Origin of the sequence: Streptomyces sp. NPDC008086 (assembly GCF_042957325.1) — a bacterium.
Taxonomy (GTDB): Bacteria; Actinomycetota; Actinomycetes; order Streptomycetales; family Streptomycetaceae; genus Streptomyces.
Genome location: NZ_JBIBIA010000001.1, coordinates 290175 through 312599, shown reverse-complemented (window position 1 = coordinate 312599; position 22425 = coordinate 290175). Strand labels below are relative to the sequence as shown.

General features: G+C 70.8%; 15 protein-coding genes. 4 read left to right on the top strand and 11 right to left on the bottom strand.

Annotated elements, in window-relative coordinates; translation table 11 throughout:
* Positions 1 to 6 precede the first annotated feature (6 nt).
* The 9 genes from ACFZBP_RS01390 to ACFZBP_RS01350 form a co-directional block, all read right to left on the bottom strand.
* Positions 7 to 900, bottom strand: coding sequence for an alpha/beta fold hydrolase (locus ACFZBP_RS01390; protein WP_383453259.1), 894 nt, complete (start codon positions 898 to 900; stop codon positions 7 to 9).
* Positions 901 to 1014: 114 nt separating this feature from the next.
* Positions 1015 to 1872 (bottom strand): hypothetical protein, encoded by an 858-nt coding sequence (locus ACFZBP_RS01385; RefSeq protein ID WP_391409248.1) that lies wholly within the window; start codon positions 1870 to 1872, stop codon positions 1015 to 1017.
* Positions 1872 to 3557 carry a PHP domain-containing protein gene (locus ACFZBP_RS01380; protein WP_391409247.1) on the bottom strand — a complete coding sequence of 562 codons (1686 nt, stop codon included), beginning with the start codon at positions 3555 to 3557 and terminating at the stop codon, positions 1872 to 1874. The genes ACFZBP_RS01385 and ACFZBP_RS01380 overlap by 1 nt, the downstream gene beginning before the upstream one ends.
* A gap of 18 nt (positions 3558 to 3575) precedes the next feature.
* A complete protein-coding gene (locus tag ACFZBP_RS01375; protein ID WP_391409245.1) occupies positions 3576 to 5417 on the bottom strand; it encodes a LamG-like jellyroll fold domain-containing protein in 1842 nt (613 codons plus the stop codon).
* A 36-nt stretch (positions 5418 to 5453) separates the two neighbouring features.
* Positions 5454 to 8375 carry a glycoside hydrolase family 2 TIM barrel-domain containing protein gene (locus ACFZBP_RS01370; RefSeq protein WP_391409244.1) on the bottom strand — a complete coding sequence of 974 codons (2922 nt, stop codon included), beginning with the start codon at positions 8373 to 8375 and terminating at the stop codon, positions 5454 to 5456.
* Positions 8372 to 9211, bottom strand: coding sequence for an ABC transporter permease subunit (locus tag ACFZBP_RS01365; protein ID WP_391409243.1), 840 nt, complete (start codon positions 9209 to 9211; stop codon positions 8372 to 8374). The genes ACFZBP_RS01370 and ACFZBP_RS01365 overlap by 4 nt, the downstream gene beginning before the upstream one ends.
* Positions 9212 to 9223: 12 nt before the next feature.
* A complete protein-coding gene (locus tag ACFZBP_RS01360) occupies positions 9224 to 10177 on the bottom strand; it encodes an ABC transporter permease subunit (RefSeq protein ID WP_391409242.1) in 954 nt (317 codons plus the stop codon).
* Positions 10177 to 11463: an extracellular solute-binding protein gene (locus ACFZBP_RS01355; protein ID WP_391409241.1), complete on the bottom strand. Its 1287-nt coding sequence runs from the start codon at positions 11461 to 11463 to the stop codon at positions 10177 to 10179. Before ACFZBP_RS01355 ends, ACFZBP_RS01360 begins: the two co-directional genes overlap by 1 nt.
* Positions 11464 to 11526: 63 nt before the next feature.
* On the bottom strand, positions 11527 to 12546 hold the full coding sequence (locus ACFZBP_RS01350) for a PfkB family carbohydrate kinase (RefSeq protein WP_391409240.1): 1020 nt from the start codon (positions 12544 to 12546) through the stop codon (positions 11527 to 11529).
* Between the two features lie 127 nt (positions 12547 to 12673).
* Between ACFZBP_RS01350 and ACFZBP_RS01345 the strand changes: the two genes are divergently transcribed.
* From ACFZBP_RS01345 to ACFZBP_RS01330, 4 genes are read left to right on the top strand one after another with little or no spacing between them, the layout of a single operon-like run.
* Positions 12674 to 13438: a DeoR family transcriptional regulator gene (locus ACFZBP_RS01345; protein WP_391410316.1), complete on the top strand. Its 765-nt coding sequence runs from the start codon at positions 12674 to 12676 to the stop codon at positions 13436 to 13438.
* Complete coding sequence (locus ACFZBP_RS01340) at positions 13435 to 14775, top strand: 6-phospho-beta-glucosidase (protein ID WP_383453279.1); 1341 nt, start codon at positions 13435 to 13437, stop codon at positions 14773 to 14775. Before ACFZBP_RS01345 ends, ACFZBP_RS01340 begins: the two co-directional genes overlap by 4 nt.
* Positions 14776 to 14832: 57 nt before the next feature.
* A complete protein-coding gene (locus ACFZBP_RS01335; protein WP_391409239.1) occupies positions 14833 to 17877 on the top strand; it encodes a glycoside hydrolase family 38 C-terminal domain-containing protein in 3045 nt (1014 codons plus the stop codon).
* 4 nt (positions 17878 to 17881) lie between these two features.
* Positions 17882 to 19132, top strand: a complete 1251-nt coding sequence (locus tag ACFZBP_RS01330) for an alpha-L-fucosidase (protein WP_391409238.1) — start codon at positions 17882 to 17884, stop codon at positions 19130 to 19132.
* A gap of 245 nt (positions 19133 to 19377) precedes the next feature.
* Here the strand turns inward: ACFZBP_RS01330 and ACFZBP_RS01325 are convergent, their stop codons facing one another.
* Together ACFZBP_RS01325 and ACFZBP_RS01320 are read right to left on the bottom strand one after the other, a co-directional pair.
* Entirely contained in the window at positions 19378 to 21063 is a 1686-nt protein-coding gene (locus ACFZBP_RS01325; RefSeq protein WP_391409236.1) for a carbohydrate binding domain-containing protein, read from the bottom strand.
* Positions 21064 to 21200: 137 nt separating this feature from the next.
* The gene (locus tag ACFZBP_RS01320) at positions 21201 to 22334 is read right to left on the bottom strand and encodes an ATP-grasp domain-containing protein (protein WP_383453287.1); all 1134 of its coding nucleotides are present in this window, start codon (positions 22332 to 22334) and stop codon (positions 21201 to 21203) included.
* Between the last annotated feature and the right edge of the window lie 91 nt (positions 22335 to 22425).

Below are 22425 nucleotides of genomic sequence, written 5' to 3'. Positions count from 1 at the left end.
CGCCGATCAGCCGCGGTCGGCGGCCAGTCGGGTGCGGCCGCCCAGCAGCCAGGTCACGATGTCCGGCAGCACCCGTAACGAGGCGAAGTGTGCCGCGGCCGGCTGGAGGATCGCCGTCACCCCGGGGATCCGCTCGGCCAGCCAGCGGGTGTGGCCGGCCGGTGAGAACCCGTCCTGCTCGCCGTGCCACAGCAGCACCGGCACGGAGATGTCGGACGGGTTGAAGCCCCAGGGCGTGCAGAAGGACAGCGCGTCGTCCACCCAGCCGTCGGCCGACACGCTCAGCGCCTCGCGGTAGTTGCGCAGCAGCATGGCCCGGATGCCGGCGTCGGCGACCACCCGCAGGTCGGACTCGGTGAGGTCGCGGCGCAGCTGGGCCAGCAGCCGCACCGGGTCGGCGCGGATGCCGACGGAGCGTTCGCGGAGACTGGCCTCCAGGTGGTCGGGGCTGGCCTGCGCCTTGGTGTACTCGCTGACGTTGAACGCCGCCATCCCGGCGAACCAGTCCAGCCCGTCGGCGTCGCGGGGCGCCAGGCTCACCAGTACCGCGACCCGGGTGACCCGGTCGGGCAGCAGGGCGGCGCAGGCCAGGGCGTGCGGTCCGCCGCCGGAGCGGCCGACCACCGCGAACCGTTCGACGCCGAGGGCGTCGGCGATGGCGGCCACGTCGGCGGAGACATGGGCGACCCGGCGGCCGGGGAGCCGGTCCGAGGGGCCGTAGCCGGGGCGGTCGTAGGTGATGAGCCGGACCTGCTGGTGGTAGAGCAGCATGGGCCTCGGCGCCGGGCCGAGCCTACTGCCGGGGGTGCCGTGCAGCAGGAACACCGGAAAACCGTTGAGATCCCCGGAGATCTCAACGGCTAATCGGCGGCCGTCCCCCGTGATCACCTCTTTGCGCATGCGCGGCCTCCCCTCGAAGCCCCCGCCCGCTGCGGCGTGCCGTCCGGTCGTGCGACGGCCATTCCCCATCGTGCCCCAGATCATCCCGGTGTGCGGGTGTTTCCGAGGTCTCGATCAGTTCGTGACCTGCTGGTACGCGTACACGGCCGTCGCCGCGGCGCACACGCCCGGCGGGATCATCTGGGCGCGCAGGGTGCCGCTGTTGGCGTCGTAGTCGACGCCCTCCGTCTCGAAGGTGCCGAACGAGCCGGTGCACAGGCTGCGCTGCGGCAGCGCGAACAGGCTTGTCACGGCTCCCGTCACCGGCTGTCCGTCCACCTTGCGCGGCAGGTCGACCTGGAGGAGCGGGCGGATCTCCGGGAAGAGCGTGCCCGAGGCGTCGTTCGAGGCGCACACCAGCCGGGTGTCCGTCACGAAGTCGCAGCCCTGGATGTCGCGTACGGGCTTGTCCAGGGTGATCTGCCAGGCCTCCTTCAGCTCGCCGCCGGACTGCGGGGTGGACGGGTTCAGCAGGGGTGCCGGGAACACCTGGAGTCTTCGCTGCTCACCCCACTCGCCCGACACCAGCCACTGTCCGTCCGGCGAGACCGTGGCGAAGGAGTTGTTCAGCTTCTCGCCCGGGTTGAGCTGGTGGACGTACTCGTAGCGCTTCCCGGCCGGGGTCGTCACCGCGAACATCTTGGACGTGGCCGTGTCCGGGCCCTGGTAGGCGTCGAAGACGTGGCCGCGTGCGATGTCCGGGTCGCCGACGTGGTTCCAGCCCTTGATACGCAGGTCCAGCGGGATGGAGGCGAGCCCGCGGTACAGCAGTGAGCCGTCCGCGCGGCTCGCCAGGCCCTGCCCGCCGCCCAGCGTGTCCGTGTACGCCGTGCCGGACTCGGCCCAGCGCGGGGCACCGGCGGCGGACGCCGTCCCCGCGCCGAGCGCGAGAGCGCCCAATAAGCAAGCGAGGGTGCTGAGATGACGTTTCATCAGGCTCCTGCCACGTCGACGAATACCGGGTTCGAATAGAACCACGTATCCGCCCACGGGTCACCGTCCCCGGGCGCGTGCGGGATCGGCCCGTGCGGGTCGACCGAGGTGCCGAGGTAGCCCGGGCCGTTGCGGTTGCCATCGCTGCCGCGCAGCCGCACGTAGAAGGACTCGTCCCCCGCGGTCAGCGGGATGCACAGGGTGTACGTCCCCTTGCGGCCGCTCACGTCCGTCGTCCGCACGACCCTGGTGTCCGGGGCCTGCCAGGCGTCCCGGTCGGTCACCGGGCCGCGCACCGCGCCCCGGACGACGTCCACATGGGCCAACTCCGGCAGGATTCCTTGCGGGTTGGGCCGGGAGGCTGTCGTGACCGTCACGTTCAGCGTGAGCTTCTCGCCCTTGCGTACGCGCAGCCGGCCGCCCAGCGTGACCCCCCGGCCGTGGTCGCAGTCACGCTTGAGCCTTACGTCGAGGCCGTCGAGCAGATGACCGTGGTCCAGCCAGACCCGGCCCGCACGCAGGCCCGCCATCACCGCGCGGTAGCCGTAGCGGGTCACACCGACGTGGGTGCGGCTGAACTGGCCCGGCCAGAAGTCGCTGCCGGGCTGCGGGGTGGTGGTGTTCACCGGGTCGGGCAGCTTGCCGGTGGTGTCGAAGTTCTGGCCGGCCGGCCAGTCGCCGTTCTTCCAGGTGTCGAAGACGATGCGGTGGGCGTCGGAGTTCGTGGTGATCGAGAACAGGCGGCCCTCCGCCAGCATCGAGTCCCACAGCCCGCCGACCGTGGCGGTCGCCCAGTCGAAACCGCCGTAGGTGAGGTACGCGTCCGCCGGGTAGCCCGCCCAGGACTGCGAGGACGGCTTGTTCTCGTACTCGCCGCGGATCGAGGTCGCGCCGCGCCAGCCGGGGATGGCCGCGCCCTGGGCGCCGGGCGCGGCCTCCATGCCGATCATGATCTCGGGGGCCGCGTCCCGCCAGGCCCGCATCTCGTGCGGGGAGTCGATGCCGAGGCGCATCGGGTGGTTGGCGAGGACGAGGACGTCGTCCACGTAGCGCCTGCGGCGCTGTTCGGCCAGCCACTGGATGGCCTTGACCGCGTGGGCCTCGTTGCGGGCGGTGTCCGCGTCGGCGGCCCCGCCCTTGTCGTAGCCGAGCAGCTTGCCGTCGTAGGCGCTCTCGAACCGGGTCAGCAGGTCCACCTCGTGGCGGCCGGGCGCCGCGAAGACCGTGCAGTGCTCGGCACCCGGGATGTACCACTCCAGGCCCTGGAAGATGAGCTGGCGCGGGTTCTCGGCCCGCGCCCTGAGGATCTCCTCGTGCTCCAGTGCGGCCCCGAACCTGGCGTGCCCGAAGTTGGAGTGCTCGGTGAACACCATCCAGTCCAGGCCGAACCTGGCGCTCGCGGCGGCCAGTTGGGAGAACGTGTACTTGGCGTCATGGCTGTAGACGGAGTGGATGTGGTGGTCGCCCACGAGGTAGGCGAGGCGCGGGTCGTCGCCGCCGAGACGCCGGTCGGAGGCGGCCGAGGCCGGTCCCGCCAGGGCGGGTGCGGCCGCGCCGCCCAGCGCGAACGCGGCGCCGAACAGGCCCGCCCGGCGCAGGAGCCCGCGCCGGGAGACGCCCTGCGGGTCGAGGTCGGCGGGGGACACGGACGGGTCGGCCCAGCTGGGCAGCTGCTGCTCGGTCATGATGTGGTCCTCTGAAGGTCAGTGGTTCATGAAGGACTTGACGGGCAGCGCCCGCGCGACGATCCGGACGTCGCCGAGGCGGCCGTGCAGGATCTGGTCGATCTTGCCGCCGTACTCGTAGCCGCCGAGCAGCCACGGCAGGCCGACGGAGGTGATGCCGGTCGAGCGTGCCTTCGGGTTGCGGACCACCGGGCAGCCCTCGACGTACATCGTGGTGTGCTCGCCGTCGTTGACCACCGCGAGGTGCCACCAGGTCTGCAGCGGGGTCTCCTGGGCCCAGTTGGTGGCGATGCCCTCCTGGTTCAGCGGGCGCATCGCCCACTGCGGCTCGCGGTCGTTCGACAGGGAGAGCGTGGCGAGCGGTTCGTCCGGGTCGTCGGCGGTCTTGCCGGCGGCGCCGCCCGTGCCGGTACGGCTCACCAGGCCCGACCAGGCGTGGTGGTCTGGGTCCCAGTCGGCGGGGAGGCGGTAGAACGCCTCGATCGTGTAACCGTCCCCGAACGTCGCCGAGTTGAGCGGCGCCCCGTCGACCGTCCGCAGGCAGGCCCCCTTCAGCGGGGACTTGAAGCCCTGGAACTCCAGGCTGCCGTGACCGGGCTGGTCGGGGTGGTGGTCCGCGGACCAGCCCAGCTCGCCGTCGCCGACGCTGACGAGCGCGAGGTCGTTGCCGCGCCCCGAGAGGTCGCGGACCGTGGCGCCCTCCACCGGCTTCTCGAAGCGCCAGTACGCCACCGTGCCCGGGATCAGCAGCCGCGAGGCGGGGCGCGCCGGGCGAGCGGGCACCGGGGCGAAGCCGGAGAAACGGTCGGCGAAGTCGATCTCGACGCTGAACCGGTCGGCGTCACCGCTGAGTTCGATCTCCTGCCGTTCCAGCTCGTTGAGCCCTTTGGCGGCCCGGCCGAGGATCCACGGGGAGACCGTCTCCACGTCGATGACGTTCCGATCGAGGTCGAAGCGGTACAGACGGATCATCGCCGCGCCGCCGAAGTACCGGTTCTGGTAGTTCGTCAGATGCAGATGGACGTCGTTGCCCGCCGCGTTCCTGCGGGTCGCCCGGCCGGCCGGCCAGTAGTGCCCGTTGAGGGTGAGGAAGATCTGGTCGTGGTCCTCGACCAGCTGGTCCCACAGCTGCTGCCCGTACGCGGACAAGGTGTCGTCCTGGACGACCAGCTCATGGGTGGTGAGGACGACCGGTGTCCTGGGGTGCCGGGCGAGCACGTCCTTGGCCCACGCGTAGCCCTTCGCCGACAGCCGCCAGTCCAGCGCCAGCACCATCCACTCGCGGCCGGCGGCCCTGAACAGGTGGAAGCTGTTGTAGCCGTCGGGGGAGGCGCCCCCGAAGGTCTTCTTCCCCCGGAACCGCTTCGGCCCGAAGGCGTCCAGATACGGTGTCGCACCGCGCTGGTCGTCCGTGGACGACTTCACGTCGTGGTTGCCGGCGAGGACGCTGTAGCCCACGCCCCGCCGGTCCAGGACCCGGAACGCCTCGCTGATCGCGGCCACCTCGGGCTGGGTGCCGTTCTGGGTGAGGTCGCCGAGGTGCGACAGGAAGACGATGTTCTCCTTCCGGCCGTGCTCCAGCAGATACCGCAGCGACGCCTCGATGGGCGCCTTGTCGATGCTCGGCCCGTCGAAGAGGTACTGGGTGTCCGGCATCACGGCGAGCGTGAAGCGACGGCTGTCGGGGTCGGGCCGCCAGTCGGAGCCCACGGCCTCGGCGGGCACGGCGTCGGCGACCGCCGGCAGGGCGACCGAGGCGGTGGCGGCGGCGCCGATCAGCGCCGTGGCCCGCAGGAAGCCGCGTCTTCCGGCGGCGGCCTGCGCGGCCTCGCCCTGGTCGTGGGCATGCGAAGTACACATGGGTGCTCCATGAGGAGGAGGGAGGGGAGGAGGAGTTCAGAGGACGCGCAGGGTCCAGCTCCAGCGATGGACGCCCGGTGCGACGCGGTACGAGGGGAAGGTGTCGGGGCCGCACGACGCGGTGCCGAGGCCCCGGTGCGCCGCGTCGAGGTGGACCACGCAGCCGGGACGCGGCACCAGTTCGTCGTGGTGCTTGGCGGCCGTCAGGTCCTCGGCACGGTAACGGGTGACACAGACCTGACGCGGCTCGTCCAGCGCCACCGCGAGACCGGTGGCGTCCGGCGCGGACAGCGTGAACCGCCGTACGCCGTGCCGGCCACCGCTCTCCTGCGGGCGCAGGTAAGGGGTGAACAACTCGTCGACGGGGAGGGAGTGATGGCCGACGGGCGCACCCGCGCGGCGGTCGGGGTACGACTCCCAGGGCCCCTGCCCAAACCACTCCAGCAGGTCGAGCCCCGCGACCGTCTCGAAGACCGTGCCGACCCGCGCCACGTCGTCGAACGCCTCCGGCAGCTCGGCCTCCTCCTCGACGCGGACGCCGCCCTCGACGGGCGTGAACACCTGCCGGTGCCGTACGACCCCGGTGGTGCCCGCGTACTCGGACCGCACGGTCACCTGCCCGGCGTCCTCACGCACGGACACGACCTTGCGCACCAGCGCGTCCAGCCCCCAGCTCCGCCAGCGCCCCGCCATGCCGCCCAACTCGTCGTTGTCGGTGGGCGCACGCCACAGCGAGAGGGTGGGTGCCACCGTCAGCAGCGGGTGGACGAGGAGGCCCTCGCCGTCGACCTCCACCGAGCCCGCCGCGGCCGGCTCCCGCCGCACGTCGGCCGCCCGCAGCTGTATCTGCGGCACGCACACCTCCGTGCCGCGCGGCGCCCACGGCAGGTCTCGCGCCGTCGTCACCCGCAGCGTCAGCCACGCCTCGCCGCCGCCCTCCGGCAGCGCGAACGGCAGCGGCACCGCCGCCGTCTCACCCGGGCACAGCTCGGGCAGTTCGGCCGGCGCGGTCAGCGTACGGCCGTCGGCCAGCGACAGCTCCCACACGGCGGCCAGCCAGTCGAAGCCGCGGAAGTGCTGGTGGTTGGTCAGGACGACACCCTCGTGCCGGTAGCTCTCGATGCGCACGGGCGCCGCGATCTCCCGGTGCTCGTACATCGCCGGCTTGGGCGTGCGGTCGGGGAACACCACACCGTCCGCGATGAACGCGCCGTCGTGGATGGTCTCGCCGAAGTCACCGCCGTACGCCCAGCGGTACCCGGGTGCGGTGACACCGTTGTCGTACAGCCCGGCACCCCCACGCCCGGCCGGTCTTCCGTCGCTCACGCGTTGCAGAATCCCGTGGTCCCAGAACTCCCAGATGAACCCGCCCTGAAGACCCGGGGTGGCCTCGATGGCGGCCCAGTGGTCGGCCAGCGTGCCGTTGCTGTTGCCCATGGCGTGCGAGTACTCGCACTGGATCAGCGGCTTGGTCTGCTCGCCGGAGAGCGCGTGCGCCACGCAGTCCTCCAGCGGCGCGTACATCGGGCAGGCGATGTCGGAGGCGAGCCCCGGGTCGGCCCAGCCGAGTTTGGCCGCACCCTCGTACTGGATCGGCCGGGTCGGGTCGTGCCGGCGCACCCAGCCGGCCGCCGCGTCGTGGTTGGCGCCGTAATCGGACTCGTTGCCCAGCGACCAGATGATCACCGACGGGTGGTTCTTGTCGCGCAGCACCATCCGCGAGACCCGGTCCACGAAGGCGCCGAGGTAGCGCGGGTCGTCGGCGATCTCGTGGGCGTGGTCGTGGGACTCGATGTCCGCCTCGTCGACGACGTAGAGACCGAGCTCGTCGGCGAGGTCGTACAGCGTCGGGTCGTTCGGGTAGTGCGCGGTGCGGACGGCGTTGAAGCCGAACCGCTTGAGCAGCACCAGGTCGGCGCGCATGTCGGCGTACGACACCGTCCGGCCGGTCAGCGGGTGGAAGTCGTGCCGGTTGACGCCGCGGATGAAGACCCGCTCGCCGTTGACCAGCAGGTCGCGGCCGACGATCTCGACGTCCCGGAAGCCGATCCGGTGCCGGGAGGTGTCGGCGACCGTGCCGTCGGCGCGGTGCAGGCGCACGGTCAGGTCGTACAGCTCGGGCGTCTCCGCGTTCCAGGTGCGCACCTCGGGGACGGTGGTCAGCATCCGTGCCTCGCCGAGGAAGTCGGAGACCCGCTCGTCCTCGGCGTTGGCGCGGTCGAAATCCGCGTCCTGCGCGAGCGGCTGCCCGTCCAGGTCGCCGGTGAGGTACCACCCCTCGGGCAGCGCACCGCCCGCGTCCCGGACCTGGCAGTCCACCCGCAGGTCGCCGCTGTACCGGGCCCGCACCGTGACGTCCGCGAGATACAGCGGGTCCGTCGCGTACAGCAGCACCGAGCGGGTGATCCCGCCGTGCCACCACTGGTCCTGGTCCTCGATGTGCGAGGCGTCGGACCACTTGACGACCGTGAGCCGTACGGTCGCGGACGCGCCGGGGCGGACCAGCGCCGTCAGATCGAACTCGGCGGCCAGGTGCGAGTCCTTGGACACGCCCACCGGCCGCCCGTCCACGTGCACCAGCAGCACGCTCTCGGCGGCCCCCACCTGGAGCACGATCCGGCGGCCGGTCCAGTCGGCGGGGACGTCCACCTCGCGCTCGTACACGCCCGTCGGGTTCGCCGCGGGGGAGGCGGGCGGGTACTCGGGGAACGGCATCCTGACGTTGGTGTACCGCGGGAGGTCGTCGGTGCCCCGCACGGTCCAGACGCCGGGGACGTGTGACGTCGACCAGGCACCGCCGACCGGCGCGTCCGGAGCGGACAGCAACTCAAAGCGCCAGTCGCCGTCCAGGGGGAGTGCTCCGTCGCGCCGGTCGACGGCGTTCATGGGGAGCCGCCCCCAGGAGGTCACCTCGGGTGCCTCCCAGGGGCGAAGCGCCAGCAGCGGATCGCCGGTCATCCGCGGACGGCTCCCTTCGCGAGGTCGCCGATGATCTGCTTGGCGCCGACCGCGAACACGATCAGCAGCGGGATGAGGGCGAGCAGGGCGCCGGTCATCACGATGCCGTAGTCGGTGGTGCCGTGGGTGCCGTTGAGCTGCGACAGCGCGACCTGGAGGGTGACGTTGTCGGGGTTGGTGAGGGCGATCAGGGGCCAGGCGAAGTCGTTCCACTGGCCCATGAAGGTGAAGATGCCGAGGAAGGCGAGGCCCGGCCGGACCACCGGGAGGGCCACGTGCCAGTACTGGCGCAGGAAGTTCGCCCCGTCGAGCTTGGAGGCGTCGAGCAGCTCGTCGTGGATGGCCGTCTTCATGTACTGGCGCATCCAGAAGATGCCGAAGGCGTTGGCCGCCGCCGGCACGATCAGCGAGGTCATCGAGCCGATCCAGCCGATCTTCGCCATGACGACGAACTGCGGGATGACCGACAGCTGCGCCGGCACCATGAAGATGACCATGAGCAGCCCGAACAGCAGTCCCTTGCCGGGGAACTCGAACTTGGCGAAGACGAAGGCCGCGAGCGAGTCGAAAAGCAGGACCAGGAAGGTCACCGCCGTCGCGACCAGTATCGAGTTCCACATCGACCCGAAGAAGTCGATCGCGTCGAACAGGCCCCGGACGTTGTCCAGGAAGTGCGTGCCCGGCAGCAGCTTCGGCGGGTAGGAGAAGATCTCCGAGGAGCTGTGCGTCGACATGATCACGGCCCAGTAGAACGGGAAGGCCGAGATCACCGTGCCGACGAGCAGCGGAAGGTGCAGCGCGATCCCTCTGCGGCGGGACCCCTTGATGGAAGACATGATGGGCCCCTCCTAGTCGCCCCGGCGCTGCACGAGGCGCCAGTTGATGATCGAGAACAGGACGACGACGAGGAAGATGCCCCAGGCCACCGCGGCGCCGTACCCGAAGTCGTTGTTGTCGAAGGTCTGCTGGAAGAAGTAGAGGACCATCGTCTGGCCGGAGTGGCCCGGACCGCCCGCGAACGTGGAGTCGTTGGACGAGGTCTGGAGCAGGACCTGTGGTTCGGAGAAGCTCTGCAGGCCGGTGACCGTCGAGACGACGAGCACGAACAGCAGGGTGGGCCGCAGCAGCGGAAGCGTGATCCGGAAGAAGGTCTGGATCGGTCCGGCGCCGTCCATTCGCGCCGCCTCGTACAGGTCGCTCGGGATGGTCTGGAGTCCGGCGAGGAAGATGATGGCGTTGTAGCCGGTCCACTGCCAGGTCATCAGGGCCGCGATGGTGACCTTGATGCCCCAGGGCGTGTTCAGCCAGGCCACCTGGTCGATGCCCACCGCGTGCAGGACGGCGTTCACCATGCCGGCGTTGGTGGAGAAGATCGAGCCGAAGACGATCGCGATGGCGACGACCGAGGTGACGTTCGGCAGGAAGTACGCCACCCGGTACAGGCCCTTGAACCGGACCACGGAGTTGAGCATCACGGCCGTGACCATCGCCAGGAAGATCATGGGGAAGGTGGCCAGCGCCCAGATGATGACCGTGTTGCCGATCGAGTTCCAGAAGTCGCTGTCGCTCAGCAGGTACTGGTACTGCGAGAGCCCGGCCCACTCCATGGAGCCGAGGCCGTCCCAGCGGTGGAAGGACAGGTAGAGCGAGAAGCCGACCGGGAAGAGGCCGAAGCCGAGGAAGATCAGGTAGAAGGGGGAGATCGCGGCGTAGAGGTGCCAGTACTTGCGCAGGCCCTTCTTGGGCCCGGTCGGGGCGGGCTGCGGGGTCACCGCGGGCGGGGTCTGCTCCAGGACGGCCATCAGTAGCTCACCCCCAGGTGCTTCGCTATGCGACGGCACTTGCTCATGGCGTCACTCCAGGCCTTCTTCGGGTCCTTGCCGAGGACGCCGACGTTCTTGATCTCGTCCTTGAGGGGCTGCCCGAGCGCGATGTCGAACGGGCTGTTGTAGGCGACCACGATCTTCCGCGCGGCCGGCCCGAAGACGTCGGTGGTGACCTGGCCGCCGAAGAAGGGGTCCGGCTCCTGCATCTGCTTCAGGCCGTACGAGGCGGGCGTCGAGGGGAAGAGGCCCGCGTCGACGTAACCCTGCGCCTGGTTGGCCGCGTTGAGGATCCAGGTGATGATCTCGAAGGCCTGCTCGGGCTCCCGGCACGCCTTGGTGATCGACAGGAACGAGCCGCCGTTGTTGGCGGGCCGCACCGGCATCTGCGCCACCCGCCACCTGCCCTTGGTCTTCGGCACGCCGTTCTTGATGTCGAAGGAGGCCCAGGAGGCGTTCAGCTGGCTCGGCAGCTTGCCGTCCTGGATGGCCGACTGCTGGTCCGGGGTGCCGCTGACCAGGTCCGAGACGATGCCGCGCCGCTTGGCCTCCACGGCGAGGGCCCAGGCCCGGCGCACATGGTCCTGGTCGCCGATGAAGTGGCGGTCCTTGTCGACGTAGCGCTTCGCCCCCTGCTGCACGACGTTCTCGAAGACCGCGTTGACGTCGGTGAGCAGCTTGGCGTGCGGCACCCGCTTGCCGAGTTGTACGCCCGCGTCGAAGAACTTCTCCCAGGTGTTCAGCTCGTTCGTCACGTCCTCGGGCTCGTACGGCAGTCCGGCCCTGCGGAAGATCTCGTACTGGTAGTAGTGCGCGACCGGCCCGCAGTCGATCGGGAAGCCGACCATCGTGCCGTCGTCGGCGATGCCCTGGTCCCACTTCCAGGGCAGGTACTGGCTCCGGTACTTCTCCGCGCCCAGCGTCCGCAGGTCGATGAACTGGTCCGCGTTCGGCAGGTAGGCGGCCATGTCCTCGCCCTTGAGCCCCGCGATGTCGGGGATGTGGGCGCGGCCGGTGATGGTGGTGATGAGCTTCGAGCGGTACTGGCCGCCGATCTGGATGGCGTCGAGGGCCACGGAGCTGTCGTAACGCGCCTTGGCGTTCTTGACGACCGTGTCGCTCAGACCGCCGCTCCAGTACCACAGGACCATGTTCCGGCCGGTCGAGCCGGTCGGAACGGCACAGCCGGACGCCAGGCCGCCGAGCGCCGTGGCGGCCGTACCGGCCAGGCCCGCGCGGAGCAGGCCTCTTCGTGAGAGCCGCACAGCTCCCACCGCCTTTCGGATCTTTTCGGGACTTCGCATGAGAGGGGCGTGGGGGGAGGTCGGTCAGTTCTGCCGTGCGGGCGGGGTCACCGGGGCGTGCGCGACGGGCGGCCCCGGGTCGTCGGGGAGCCGGTCCGCAAGGAAGCCGTACGTCCGCTTCAGCTCGGGGTCGGTCAGGGAGCGCCACCAGCGGTCGACGCCGTACCAGCCGGGGGCGGCCAGCGCCCCGCCGTGCCGCCCGACCGACAGCCCGGCGGACAGGACGGCGAACTTGAGCCGTTCCTCCAGGGGCCAGCCGTCGAGCGAGGCCGCGACGAAGCTCGCCCCGAACACGTCACCGGCGCCCGTCGCGTCGAGGACGTCGACGTCGAGGGCGGGGACCTCGGCGTACTCGCCGGTCGTCTGATCGACGGCGACGGCGCCGTCCCCGCCGCGGGTCACCACGGCCACCGGCACCAGTTCGCTGAGCGTGCCGAGGGCCGCGATCGCGCTGTCGGTGCGGGTGTAGGCCATCGCCTCGGTCTCGTTGGGGAGGAAGGCGTGGCACAGGGAGAGCTGGTCGAGCAGGTCGGTGGACCACCGCTGGGTGGGGTCCCAGCCGACGTCGGCGTAGATGTGGGTGCCGTTCGCCGCGGCCTTGGCCAGCCATGCGCGGGGTTCGGCCTCGATGTGCACGAGGGCCGTGCGCGCCTCGGGCGGGTCGCCCATGAGCGCGTCCTGCGAGTACGGGGGTTCCTGGCCGTGGGTGACCAGGGCCCGGTCGTGGTCGTGGGCGAGGGAGACGGTGACCGGGGTGGGCCAGCCGTCCGCCGTGCGGGAGAGCGAGAGGTCGATGTCCTCCTGGTCGCACAGGACGTCCCGGCAGTACTCGCCGTAGAGGTCGTCGCCGAACACCGTGGCCAGCGAGGTCCGCAGACCGAAGCGGGCGGCGGCGACCGCGAGGTTGGCGATGCCGCCCGGGCCGCAGCCCATGCCGCCGGTCCAGATCTCCTCGCCCGGTGTGGGCGGCTTCCCGAGCCCCGTGAGGACGAGGTCGTAGAAGAGCAGCCCGGTCAGCAGCACATCGGGCCGGTCATCGTCCACGGCTGGGTCCTCTCGTCAAAACTCTTCATTTCGGTGACCGGAATCGTGCGCCGTTCGAGGAGATTGGTCAATACCCGAGCAGAAATGAGCATGGCGATGATTGAAGATGACGAGTAGTGTTCACGTCGTGCTGGCAGAACGACGACACCAACTCATCCTGCGGGCCCTGCGCGCCGGTGGCCCCGCGGCCGTGACCGATCTCTCCGAGCAGCTGGGTGTGAGCCCGGCCACGATCAGGCGTGACCTGGTCAAACTCGAGGAGGACGGCCTGCTCACGCGGGTGCACGGCGGGGCGGTCGTGGAGGAGGGCGACCAGCCCTTCGCCGAGGTCGCCGAGATGCGCGTGGCCGAGAAGGACGCCATAGCCGCGAACGCCGCAGCGATGATCGAAGACGGTCAGTCGGTGCTGCTCGACATCGGCACGACCGCCTTCCGGCTGGCCCGCCAGCTGCACGGCCGCCGCCTCACCGTGATCACCAGCAACCTGGTGGTCTACGAGGAGCTCGCCGACGACGAGGGCATCGAGCTGGTCCTGCTCGGCGGCATGGTCCGTCGCGAGTACCGCTCCCTGGTCGGCTTCCTCACCGAGGACAATCTGCGCCAGCTGCATGCCGACTGGCTGTTCCTGGGCACCAGTGGAGTGCGGCCCGGCGGTCAGGTGATGGACACGACGGTCGTCGAGGTGCCGGTCAAGCGGGCCATGATCAAGGCCGGCGACAAGGTCGTCCTGCTCGCCGACGCGGCGAAGTTCCCGGGTACGGGGATGGCGAAGGTGTGCGGTCCGGACGACCTGGACGTGGTGGTGACGAACGCGCCGGTCGACGCGGCGACGCGAGCCTCCCTGGAGGAGGCGGGCGTCGAGGTGGTCGTGGCAGGAAAGGTACAAGAGTGAAACTGACGATTCTGGGCGGCGGCGGGTTCCGCGTGCCGCTCGTGTACGGGGCGCTCCTGACGGACCGCGCCGAGGGCCGGGTCACCCGGGTCGTGCTGCACGACCTGGACGCCGGGCGGCTCGCCGCGGTGACCCGGGTCCTCGCCGAGCAGGCGGCCGGGGTGCCGGACGCGCCCGAGGTGACCGCCACGACCGATCTGGACGAGGCGCTGCGCGGCGCAGACTTCGTCTTCTCCGCGATCCGCGTCGGCGGCCTCGAAGGCCGGGCCAACGACGAGCGGGTCGCCCTCGCCGAGGGCGTCCTCGGCCAGGAGACGGTCGGCGCGGGCGGCGTCGCCTACGGCCTGCGCACGGTCCCGGTCGCCGTCGACATCGCCCGGCGGGTCGCCCGCCTCGCGCCGGACGCCTGGGTCATCAACTTCACCAACCCGGCCGGCCTGGTCACCGAGGCCATGTCCCGTCACCTGGGCGATCGCGTCATCGGCATCTGCGACTCCCCGGTCGGCCTCGGCCGCCGTATCGCCCGGGTGCTCGGCGTCAAGAACCCCGGCGAGGCGTGGATCGACTACGTCGGCCTCAACCACCTCGGCTGGGTGCGCGGCCTGCGTGTCGCCGGCCGCGACGAACTGCCGCGCCTGCTCGCCGACCCCGACCTGCTCGGCTCCTTCGAGGAGGGCAAGCTCTTCGGCGTCGACTGGCTGCAGTCACTCGGCGCCATCCCCAACGAATACCTGCACTACTACTACTTCAACCGCGAGGCCGTCCGCGCCTACCAGCAGGCCGACAAGACCCGCGGCGCCTTCCTCGCCGACCAGCAGGCGCACTTCTACCGCGAGGTCGAGCGCTCGGACGCCTCCGCCCTGGAGGTCTGGGACCGCACCCGCGCCGAGCGCGAGGCCACCTACATGTCCGAGAACCGGGAGACGGCCGGCGCCGGCGAGCGCGACGCCGACGACCTCTCCGGCGGCTACGAGAAGGTCGCGCTGGCCCTGATGCGGGCCATCGCCCGCGACGAGCGCACCACCCTGATCCTCAACGTCCGCAACCGGAACACGCTGTCGGTGCTCGACTCCGACGCCGTGATCGAGGTGCCCTGCCTGGTCGACGCCAACGGCGCCCACCCGGTCGCCGTCGCCCCGCTGCCCGACCACGCCACCGGTCTCGTCTGCTCGGTCAAGGCGGTCGAGCGCGAGGTGCTGGCCGCCGCCGAGACCGGTGCCCGCGCGACCGCCGTGAAGGCCTTCGCGCTGCACCCGCTGGTCGACTCCGTGGGCGTCGCCCGCAGGCTGGTCGAGGGATACACCTCGGTCCACCCGGGCCTCGCGTACCTTAAGTAGCGCCCGCTTCCTGGAAAGCGCTTTCTCGAGCTCTTCCGCCCCCTCTGGAGACCTTTCATGCACGACGAACGCAACCGCATCGAGGAGCGCGTCCAGCGCGCGCACGACCAGCGCATCAAGCCCGCGATCTACGCGGCCACCGTCCCCTTCGAGGTCGAGGCGTGGCAGGCGCCGGGGGAGCCGGTCTCCTTCGAGGAGGCCGCGGCAGCCCGCTATGAGCCCTTCGCGATGAACACCCCGTGGGGTCCGCCCTGGGGCACCACCTGGTTCAGGATGCGCGGTCAGGTGCCCGCGGAGTGGGCCGGCAAGCGCGTCGAGGCCGTCATCGACCTCGGTTTCGTCGGCGACTGGCCCGGCAACCAGGCCGAGGCCCTGGTCCACCTGGCCGACGGCCGCCCCCTGAAGGCCGTGAACCCGCTCAACCAGTACGTCCCCATCGCCAACCCGGCGACCGGCGGCGAGCAGATCGACTACCTGGTCGAGGCCGCCTCCAACCCGGACATCCTCAAGGACAACTTCTCGAAGATCACGCCGATGGGCGACAAGCTCACGGCCGGCTCCGCGCCGCTCTACACCTTCCAGCGCGCCGACCTCGCGGTCCTCGACGAGGAGGTCTTCCACCTCGACCTGGACCTCCAGGTGCTGCGCGAGCTGATGGTCCACCTCCCCGACCACGAGCCCCGCCGCCACGAGATCCTGCACGCCCTCGACCGGGCCATGGACACCCTCGACCTGGACGACGTCTCCGGCAGCGCGGCCGCCGTACGCGAAGTGCTCGCCCCCGTCCTGGCCCGCCCCGCGCACGCCAGCGCGCACACGATCTCCGGTGTCGGCCACGCCCACATCGACTCGGCCTGGCTCTGGCCGATCCGCGAGACCAAGCGCAAGACGTCCCGCACCTTCTCCAACGTCACGTCCCTCGCGGACGAGTACGACGACTTCATCTTCGCCTGCTCGCAGGCCCAGCAGTACGAGTGGGTGCGCGACAACTACCCGCACGTCTGGGCCCGCATCCAGGAGTCCGTGAAGAAGGGCCAGTGGGCGCCCGTCGGCGGCATGTGGGTCGAGGCCGACGGCAACCTGCCCGGCGGCGAGGCCATCGCCCGCCAGCTCATCCACGGCAAGCGGTTCTTCATCGAGCACTTCGGCGTCGAGACCAAGGGCGTCTGGCTGCCGGACTCCTTCGGCTACACCGCCGCCTACCCGCAGCTGGCCAAGCTCGCCGGCAACGAGTGGTTCCTGACCCAGAAGATCTCCTGGAACCAGACCAACAAGTTCCCCCACCACACCTTCTGGTGGGAGGGCATCGACGGCACCCGCATCTTCACCCACTTCCCGCCGGTCGACACCTACAACGCCCGCTTCAGCGGCGAGGAGATGGACCGGGCGGTCCGCAACTACTCCGAGAAGGGCGGCGGCACGCGCTCCCTCGCGCCCTTCGGCTGGGGCGACGGCGGTGGCGGCCCCACCCGCGAGATCATGGAGCGGGCGCGCCGGCTCGCCGACCTCGAGGGCTCGCCCAAGGTCGTCGTCGAGCACCCGGACGAGTTCTTCGCCCAGGCCCGCGCGGAGTACCCGGACGCCCCGGTCTGGGTCGGCGAGCTCTACCTGGAGCTGCACCGCGCCACCTACACCTCCCAGGCCCGCACCAAGCAGGGCAACCGTCGCTCCGAGCACCGGCTGCGCGAGGCCGAGCTGTGGGCGACGACGGCCGCGCTGCACGCGCCGGGCTACTCCTACCCGTACGAGAAGCTGGACCGGCTGTGGAAGACGGTCCTGCTGCACCAGTTCCACGACATCCTGCCGGGCTCGTCGATCGCCTGGGTGCACCGCGAGGCGGAGGCCGAATACGCCCGTGTCGCCGAGGAGTTGGAGGCGCTGACGGCCGAGGCGGTCGCGGCGCTGGGCGCCGGAGACACCCGGGTGTTCAACACCAGCCCGTTCGACCGGGCCGAGGTGGTCCGTACGGCGGACGGGGCCACGGCGTACGTGCAGGTCCCCGCGAGCGGCAGCGCGCCGCTGACGGACGCGCGGCCCGCCCGGTCCGTGCGGACCGAGGGCCGGGTCCTCGACAACGGCCTGGTGCGCGTGGCGGTGGCGGAGGACGGCACCCTGTCCTCGGTCCTCGACCTGCGCGCCGGGCGTGAAGTCCTCGGCGACAAGGGCAACCTGCTCCGCCTGCACACCGACCTCCCGAACTACTGGGACGCCTGGGACATCGACAAGCACTACAAGAACCGGTACACGGATCTTCTGGAGCCCACGTCGATCGAGGTCGTGTCGGACGACCCGCTGCTCGGCGCGATCCGTGTGACGCGTGCCTTCGGCAAGGGCTCGACGATCACCCAGACCATCACACTGCGCGCCGACAGCCCCCGCATCGACTTCGAGACCGAGATCGACTGGCACGAGGCGGAGAAGATCCTCAAGGCCGCCTTCCCGGTGGACGTCCGGGCCGCGCACTCCTCCGCGGAGATCCAGTTCGGCCACATCCAGCGGCCCACCCACACCAACACCAGCTGGGAGGCGGCCCGCTTCGAGGTCTCCGGCCACCGCTGGGTGCACATCGGCGAACCCGGCTACGGCGTCGCGGTGCTCAACGACTCCACCTACGGCCACGACGTCTCCCGCACGGTCCGCGAGGACGGCGGTACGACGACCACGGTCCGGCTCAGCCTGGTCCGTGCCCCGCGCATCCCGGACCCGGAGGCCGACCAGGGCAGGCACCGCCTCACCTACTCGCTGCTGCCCGGCGCGAGCATCGAGGACACCGTCGCCGAGGGCTACTCCCTCAACCTGCCGCTCCGGGTCGCGGACGCGGCCGGCGCACCCGAGCCGGTCGTCTCGGTCGACGGCCAGGGCGTGACGGTCGAGGCGGTCAAGCTCGCCGACGACGGCTCCGGTGACGTCGTGGTGCGGCTCTACGAGTCCGGCGGCGGTCGCGCCCAGGGCGTGCTGCGGACCGGGTTCGAACTGGCCGGCGCCCAGGTGACCGACCTGCTGGAGCGACCGCTGGACGAGAGCGTCGAGGTCTCGGACGGCGCGGTGGCGGTGTCCCTGCGGCCCTTCCAGGTGCTGACCCTCCGGCTGCGGAGGGGCTGACCGCATGCCGATGCAACCCTGGTTCACCGACGCCAAGTTGGGGATCTTCATCCACTGGGGCATCTACGCCGTGGACGGCGTGCAGGAGTCCTGGTCGTTCTACGACGACATCGTCCCGTACGACCGGTACATGTCCCAGTTCGACCGCTTCACCGCCGCCCGCTACGACCCGCGCGACTGGGCGAAGCTCTTCGCGCGGGCCGGCGCCAGGTATGCCGTGCTGACCAGCCGGCACCACGACGGCGTGGCCCTCTGGGACACGGCCCACGGCGACCTGAACGTGGGCCGCGACCTGATCGGCGGCTACGCGGACGCCCTGCGCGAGCAGGGCCTCAAGGTCGGCCTCTACTACTCGCACTCGGACTGGAGCCACCCCGACTACGCCTCCACCCGCAAGCCCGGCCGCCCGCCGGAGCTGGAGGACAACCGGTACTCGGAGGTCGCGGCCGAGGACGAGGACCTGGCCGCCTGGGAACGCTTCCTCGCCTACCGGGACGGCCAGATCCGGGAACTCACCTCGCGCTACCGGCCGGACCTGCTGTGGTTCGACGGCGAGTGGGACCGCAGCGAGGAGCAGTGGCGCATCCCCGAACTCGCCGCCCTGATCCGCTCCGAGGTGCCGGACGTCGTCTTCAACGCCCGCATGCTCAGCGAGGGCGACTACGCGACCCCGGAACAGGGCGCCCCGGTCGTCCCGCCCGAGGGCCCCTGGGAGCTGTGCCTGACGATCAACGACTCCTGGGGCCACCAACACCACGACCACAACCACAAGTCGGTCGACCAGCTGATCCGCTACTTCACGGAGACGATCGGCGGCGGTGGCAACCTGCTGCTCAGCGTCGGACCACGCGAGGACGGCACGATCCCGCGTGAGCAGGCCGAACGCCTGGAGGGGCTCGGCGACTGGATCGCCAAGCACGCGGAGGCGGTGTACGGCACCGAGCGCGGCCTCCCGCCCGGCCACCACTACGGCCCGAGCACCCTCTCCAAGGACCGCCGCACCCTGTACCTGATCCTCTTCGACGCCCCGCGCGCCGAGATCAACGTACGCGGACTGCTCGGCGCGGTACGCCGGGTCACCGTCCTCGGCAGCGGCACCGAACTGGCCCACCGCGTCACCGGCGGCCTGCACGAGACACCGGGCGTCCTCTGGATCGAACCGCCCACCGGAGCCGACCTCGACCCGCACGCCACGGTGCTCGCCGTCGAACTGGACGGGGAACTGGAGCTGTACCGCGGCGCGGGCCGCTTCTGACGCCCCCACAACGCACCTTCGGGCCGGCCGGCCGCCACCCCCGTGACAGCGCCGGCCGACCCGAAGCCCCCGTACATCCCCCGTGGTGGTGCTTCCCCCCATGGATCCCTCGTGGATCCCCCGTTGATCCCCGAGAGTCCCCCCGTTCCCTTTCACTCTTATGAGCACGGGGTCCGAGCCCTGATACACCCCTCGCTCAATTCTTTTCGCGTCCCCGCGTCACAGGCACCTGGCTGGGTACGCCCCTAGCCGGTGAACCCGGCCGTGATCGACGTGAACTGCCAGTTGTTCTGACTGATCCCGGAGCAGTTGCTCGTCACGCCGCCGCCCGGGCAGGGCCGGTCGCGGTTGACCGACCAGAAGGCCAGCCGCGCGAGGTGACGGGAGTTCGCCCAGTCGCGGATCTGCGTCCAGGTCGCGGGCGAGGTGAGCTCCTGCTGGTCGGACAGGCCGTTCATGCCGGAGATGCCGATGTGCGCGTAGGCCGTGGCGTCGTCCCAGCCGAAGGTCGACTTCAGCTTGGTCTTCAGCCCCTCCGTGGCGTTCACGGTGTTGCCGTACATGTCGGCGCCGCCGCCGAAGTCGAACGGCATGATCGTGAAGACGTCGATGTCCGCGTTCAGCGCCTTGGCCTGCTCGATGAGCCGGTTGCCCCAGTAGTTCGGGCCGGTCGTCGAGGTGCCGAAGGTGATGATGGTGCGCAGCCCGGGGTTGTTCGCCTTGACGATCTTCAGGGCGTTCAGGATCCGGTCCTGCACGGTCGCGTTCTCGAACTCGTCGGTGTTCTCGATGTCGACGTCGATCGCCTTCAGCCCGTAGGCGTCGATGACCTTCTGGTACGCCCCGGCCAGCGCCTCGGCGCTGGAGCAGTTCGGGCCGAGCTTGTTGCCGCTCCAGCCGCCGATCGACGGGACGATGTCACCGCCCGCGGCACGGATGGAGTTGATGACGCTCTGGTCGTTCCCGCCGGTCAGCGGCCTCGTCCCGTCCCAGGCGGGGTTGCAGCCGCCGGAGGAGAGGATGAACGCCATCGTGTACCACCTGACGCCGGTCGCGCTCATGACGGACGTGGCGCTGGGTGGGTCGCCCCAGCCCAGGTACAGATAGGGCGCGGCCTGCTTGAAGCCGGTGCCGCCACCGCCGCCCGGGTCCGTGGTGACGCTGACGGCGTTCGACGCCGCCGAGACGTTCCCGGCCGCGTCCCGCGCCTTCACCGTGAAGGAGTAACCCGTGCTCGGCGAGAGCCCGCTGACCGTGGCGCTCGTCCCGGACACGCTGAGCACCTGACTGGAGCCACGGTAGACGTCGTACGCCGTCACCCCGACGTTGTCCGTCGAGGCGTTCCACGCCAGCGACACGCTCGACGACGTCTTGCCGGTGGACCGCAGGCTGCCCGGCGCCGACGGCGCCTGACTGTCCGGACCGCCCCCGCCGGGCCCGTCGAGGCTGACGTCGTCGGCGTAGTAGGTGCCCTGGGCGTACCAGCCGTGGACGTAGACGGTGGCGCTGGTCTGCGAGGCCCCGGTCGTGAAGGCCACGGTGAGCTTGCTGTACGCCGACGGCGACGATGTCCACGTGGACGCGCCGCCGCTCACCCCGAGGTAGACGTAAGACCCGCGCACCCAGCCGCTCAGCGAGTACGCCGTGTTCGGCTGGACCGGGACGGTCTGGGCGCACCGGGCGATGTCGCTCGAACTCACCGCCCCCGCGAGGGCCTTGGACCCGGTGTGCACGGGGGAGGAGACGACCGAGCCGAGGTTGCCGCCGCAGGACCACGGCGAGAGCGCGCCCGACTCGAATCCGGAGTTGTTCAGGAGGTTGGCCGCGTGGGCCGTACCGGGAAGGGCGACGGCTCCGGCGACCGCGAGGGCGGCGGAGCCGAGCAGAGCGAGAAGACGGCGTCTGAGCCGGCCGATGGGTTGATTGCGCACGCGATCTCCCTGGGGAATGAGGGGTCTTCGGGAGTGCACGAAATGCCGAGCGGTGCAGAGAGGTGTGCGCAGACCAAGTTGGTATGGACCAATCGCGGTGTCAAGATGTGGCACCGGGATTGGTCCATACCGGAGGTTTACAGCGGCAGTGCCTGGGCCGCCCCGCTCTCGACGGAGTCGACCGGCGCCGGCGCGGGCACCGCCGGCAGCAGCGGCCCGTCGACCTCCGCCCGCTGCTGCGGAATCGACACCGGCCGCAGCGGCCGCGGCCCGGAGACCACCGTGTAGTCCTGCCCCAGGAACGGCGGAGCCACCTCGCCCGGATCCTCGCCGAGCGCCAACTGCACAGCCAGCCAAGGCACGTTGACCCCGCACAGCGACAGCTGGTGCAAGCCCCCGGCGGGTCGCGTGTTCACATCCATCAGCACCGGAGTCTCCCCGAACATCCGGAACTGGATGTTGGACAGATAGTGCAGCCCGAACCCTTCCGCGATCAGCCGCGCGGGCTCCAGCCACTGCTCCTGGAGCGTGAACCCGCGACGCCGGCCGTTCTTGATCCGGCCGATCGCCAGCCGCACCCGGTTGTCGGGACCGGTGAGGCAGTCCACCGACACCTCGGGCTGCTCAAGACGCGGCATGACCAGCCAGTCCACCGGCTCGTCGGCCCGCCGCAACGCGTCCACGACAAGGTCCAGCTGCACATACGGGGTCGGGAACCCGCTGAGGTGCACGAGCGAGAAGGGGGCGCGCGTGATCACGCGGAAGCCCACCCCGCCCGCACCGGACGCCGGCTTGAAGCAGGCCTTGTACCCGCCCGCCTCCAACTCCTCGACGGCGGCGACCAGTTCATCGGCGTCCCGGACCCGCCACCACGGCGGCACCGGCACCCCGACGGCCTGCACGGCCTCGTACGCGATCACCTTGTCCTGGAAGACGGCCACGGCCTCGGGCGGCGGGGCCAGCAACGCCGTACCGACCGCCTCGAACTCCGCGCGGTGCGCCACGATCGCCGACTGGTGCAGCCGCGGCACGAACACGTCGATCCCCCGGCGCCGGCACTGGGCGAGTGCGTACTCGACGTACGCGGCCGGGGACAGGCCCTCCGGCTCCAGCTCGGCGGTGTCGGCGGCGGCCAGCACGGGCGAGTCGGCGTCTGCGTGCGTCGCATGGATCTCGACGGCCCGATCGCTGGGATTTCTCCGCAGCTGATCCATGAAGAACACGTTCTCCGCGTACGTGCGGTTGAGCCAGACGCGTACGCGAGAGACCATGCAGGGCCGTCCTTTCGGGGTTCGCGGGCAGGGCAAAGCAGGCCCGTGCCCGGGCAGGGTGGTTGGAGGGACACCAAACCGCCCCTTGCGA

Bases quoted from the DNA above. Each gene is read 5' to 3' on its own strand.
- ACFZBP_RS01390 (WP_383453259.1), bottom strand. From the start codon at position 900: ATGCGCAAAGAGGTGATCACGGGGGACGGCCGCCGATTAGCCGTTGAG.
- ACFZBP_RS01385 (WP_391409248.1), bottom strand. From the start codon at position 1,872: ATGAAACGTCATCTCAGCACCCTCGCTTGCTTATTGGGCGCTCTCGCG.
- ACFZBP_RS01380 (WP_391409247.1), bottom strand. From the start codon at position 3,557: ATGACCGAGCAGCAGCTGCCCAGCTGGGCCGACCCGTCCGTGTCCCCC.
- ACFZBP_RS01375 (WP_391409245.1), bottom strand. From the start codon at position 5,417: ATGTGTACTTCGCATGCCCACGACCAGGGCGAGGCCGCGCAGGCCGCC.
- ACFZBP_RS01370 (WP_391409244.1), bottom strand. From the start codon at position 8,375: ATGACCGGCGATCCGCTGCTGGCGCTTCGCCCCTGGGAGGCACCCGAG.
- ACFZBP_RS01365 (WP_391409243.1), bottom strand. From the start codon at position 9,211: ATGTCTTCCATCAAGGGGTCCCGCCGCAGAGGGATCGCGCTGCACCTT.
- ACFZBP_RS01360 (WP_391409242.1), bottom strand. From the start codon at position 10,177: ATGGCCGTCCTGGAGCAGACCCCGCCCGCGGTGACCCCGCAGCCCGCC.
- ACFZBP_RS01335 (WP_391409239.1), top strand. From the start codon at position 14,833: ATGCACGACGAACGCAACCGCATCGAGGAGCGCGTCCAGCGCGCGCAC.
- ACFZBP_RS01330 (WP_391409238.1), top strand. From the start codon at position 17,882: ATGCCGATGCAACCCTGGTTCACCGACGCCAAGTTGGGGATCTTCATC.
- ACFZBP_RS01320 (WP_383453287.1), bottom strand. From the start codon at position 22,334: ATGGTCTCTCGCGTACGCGTCTGGCTCAACCGCACGTACGCGGAGAAC.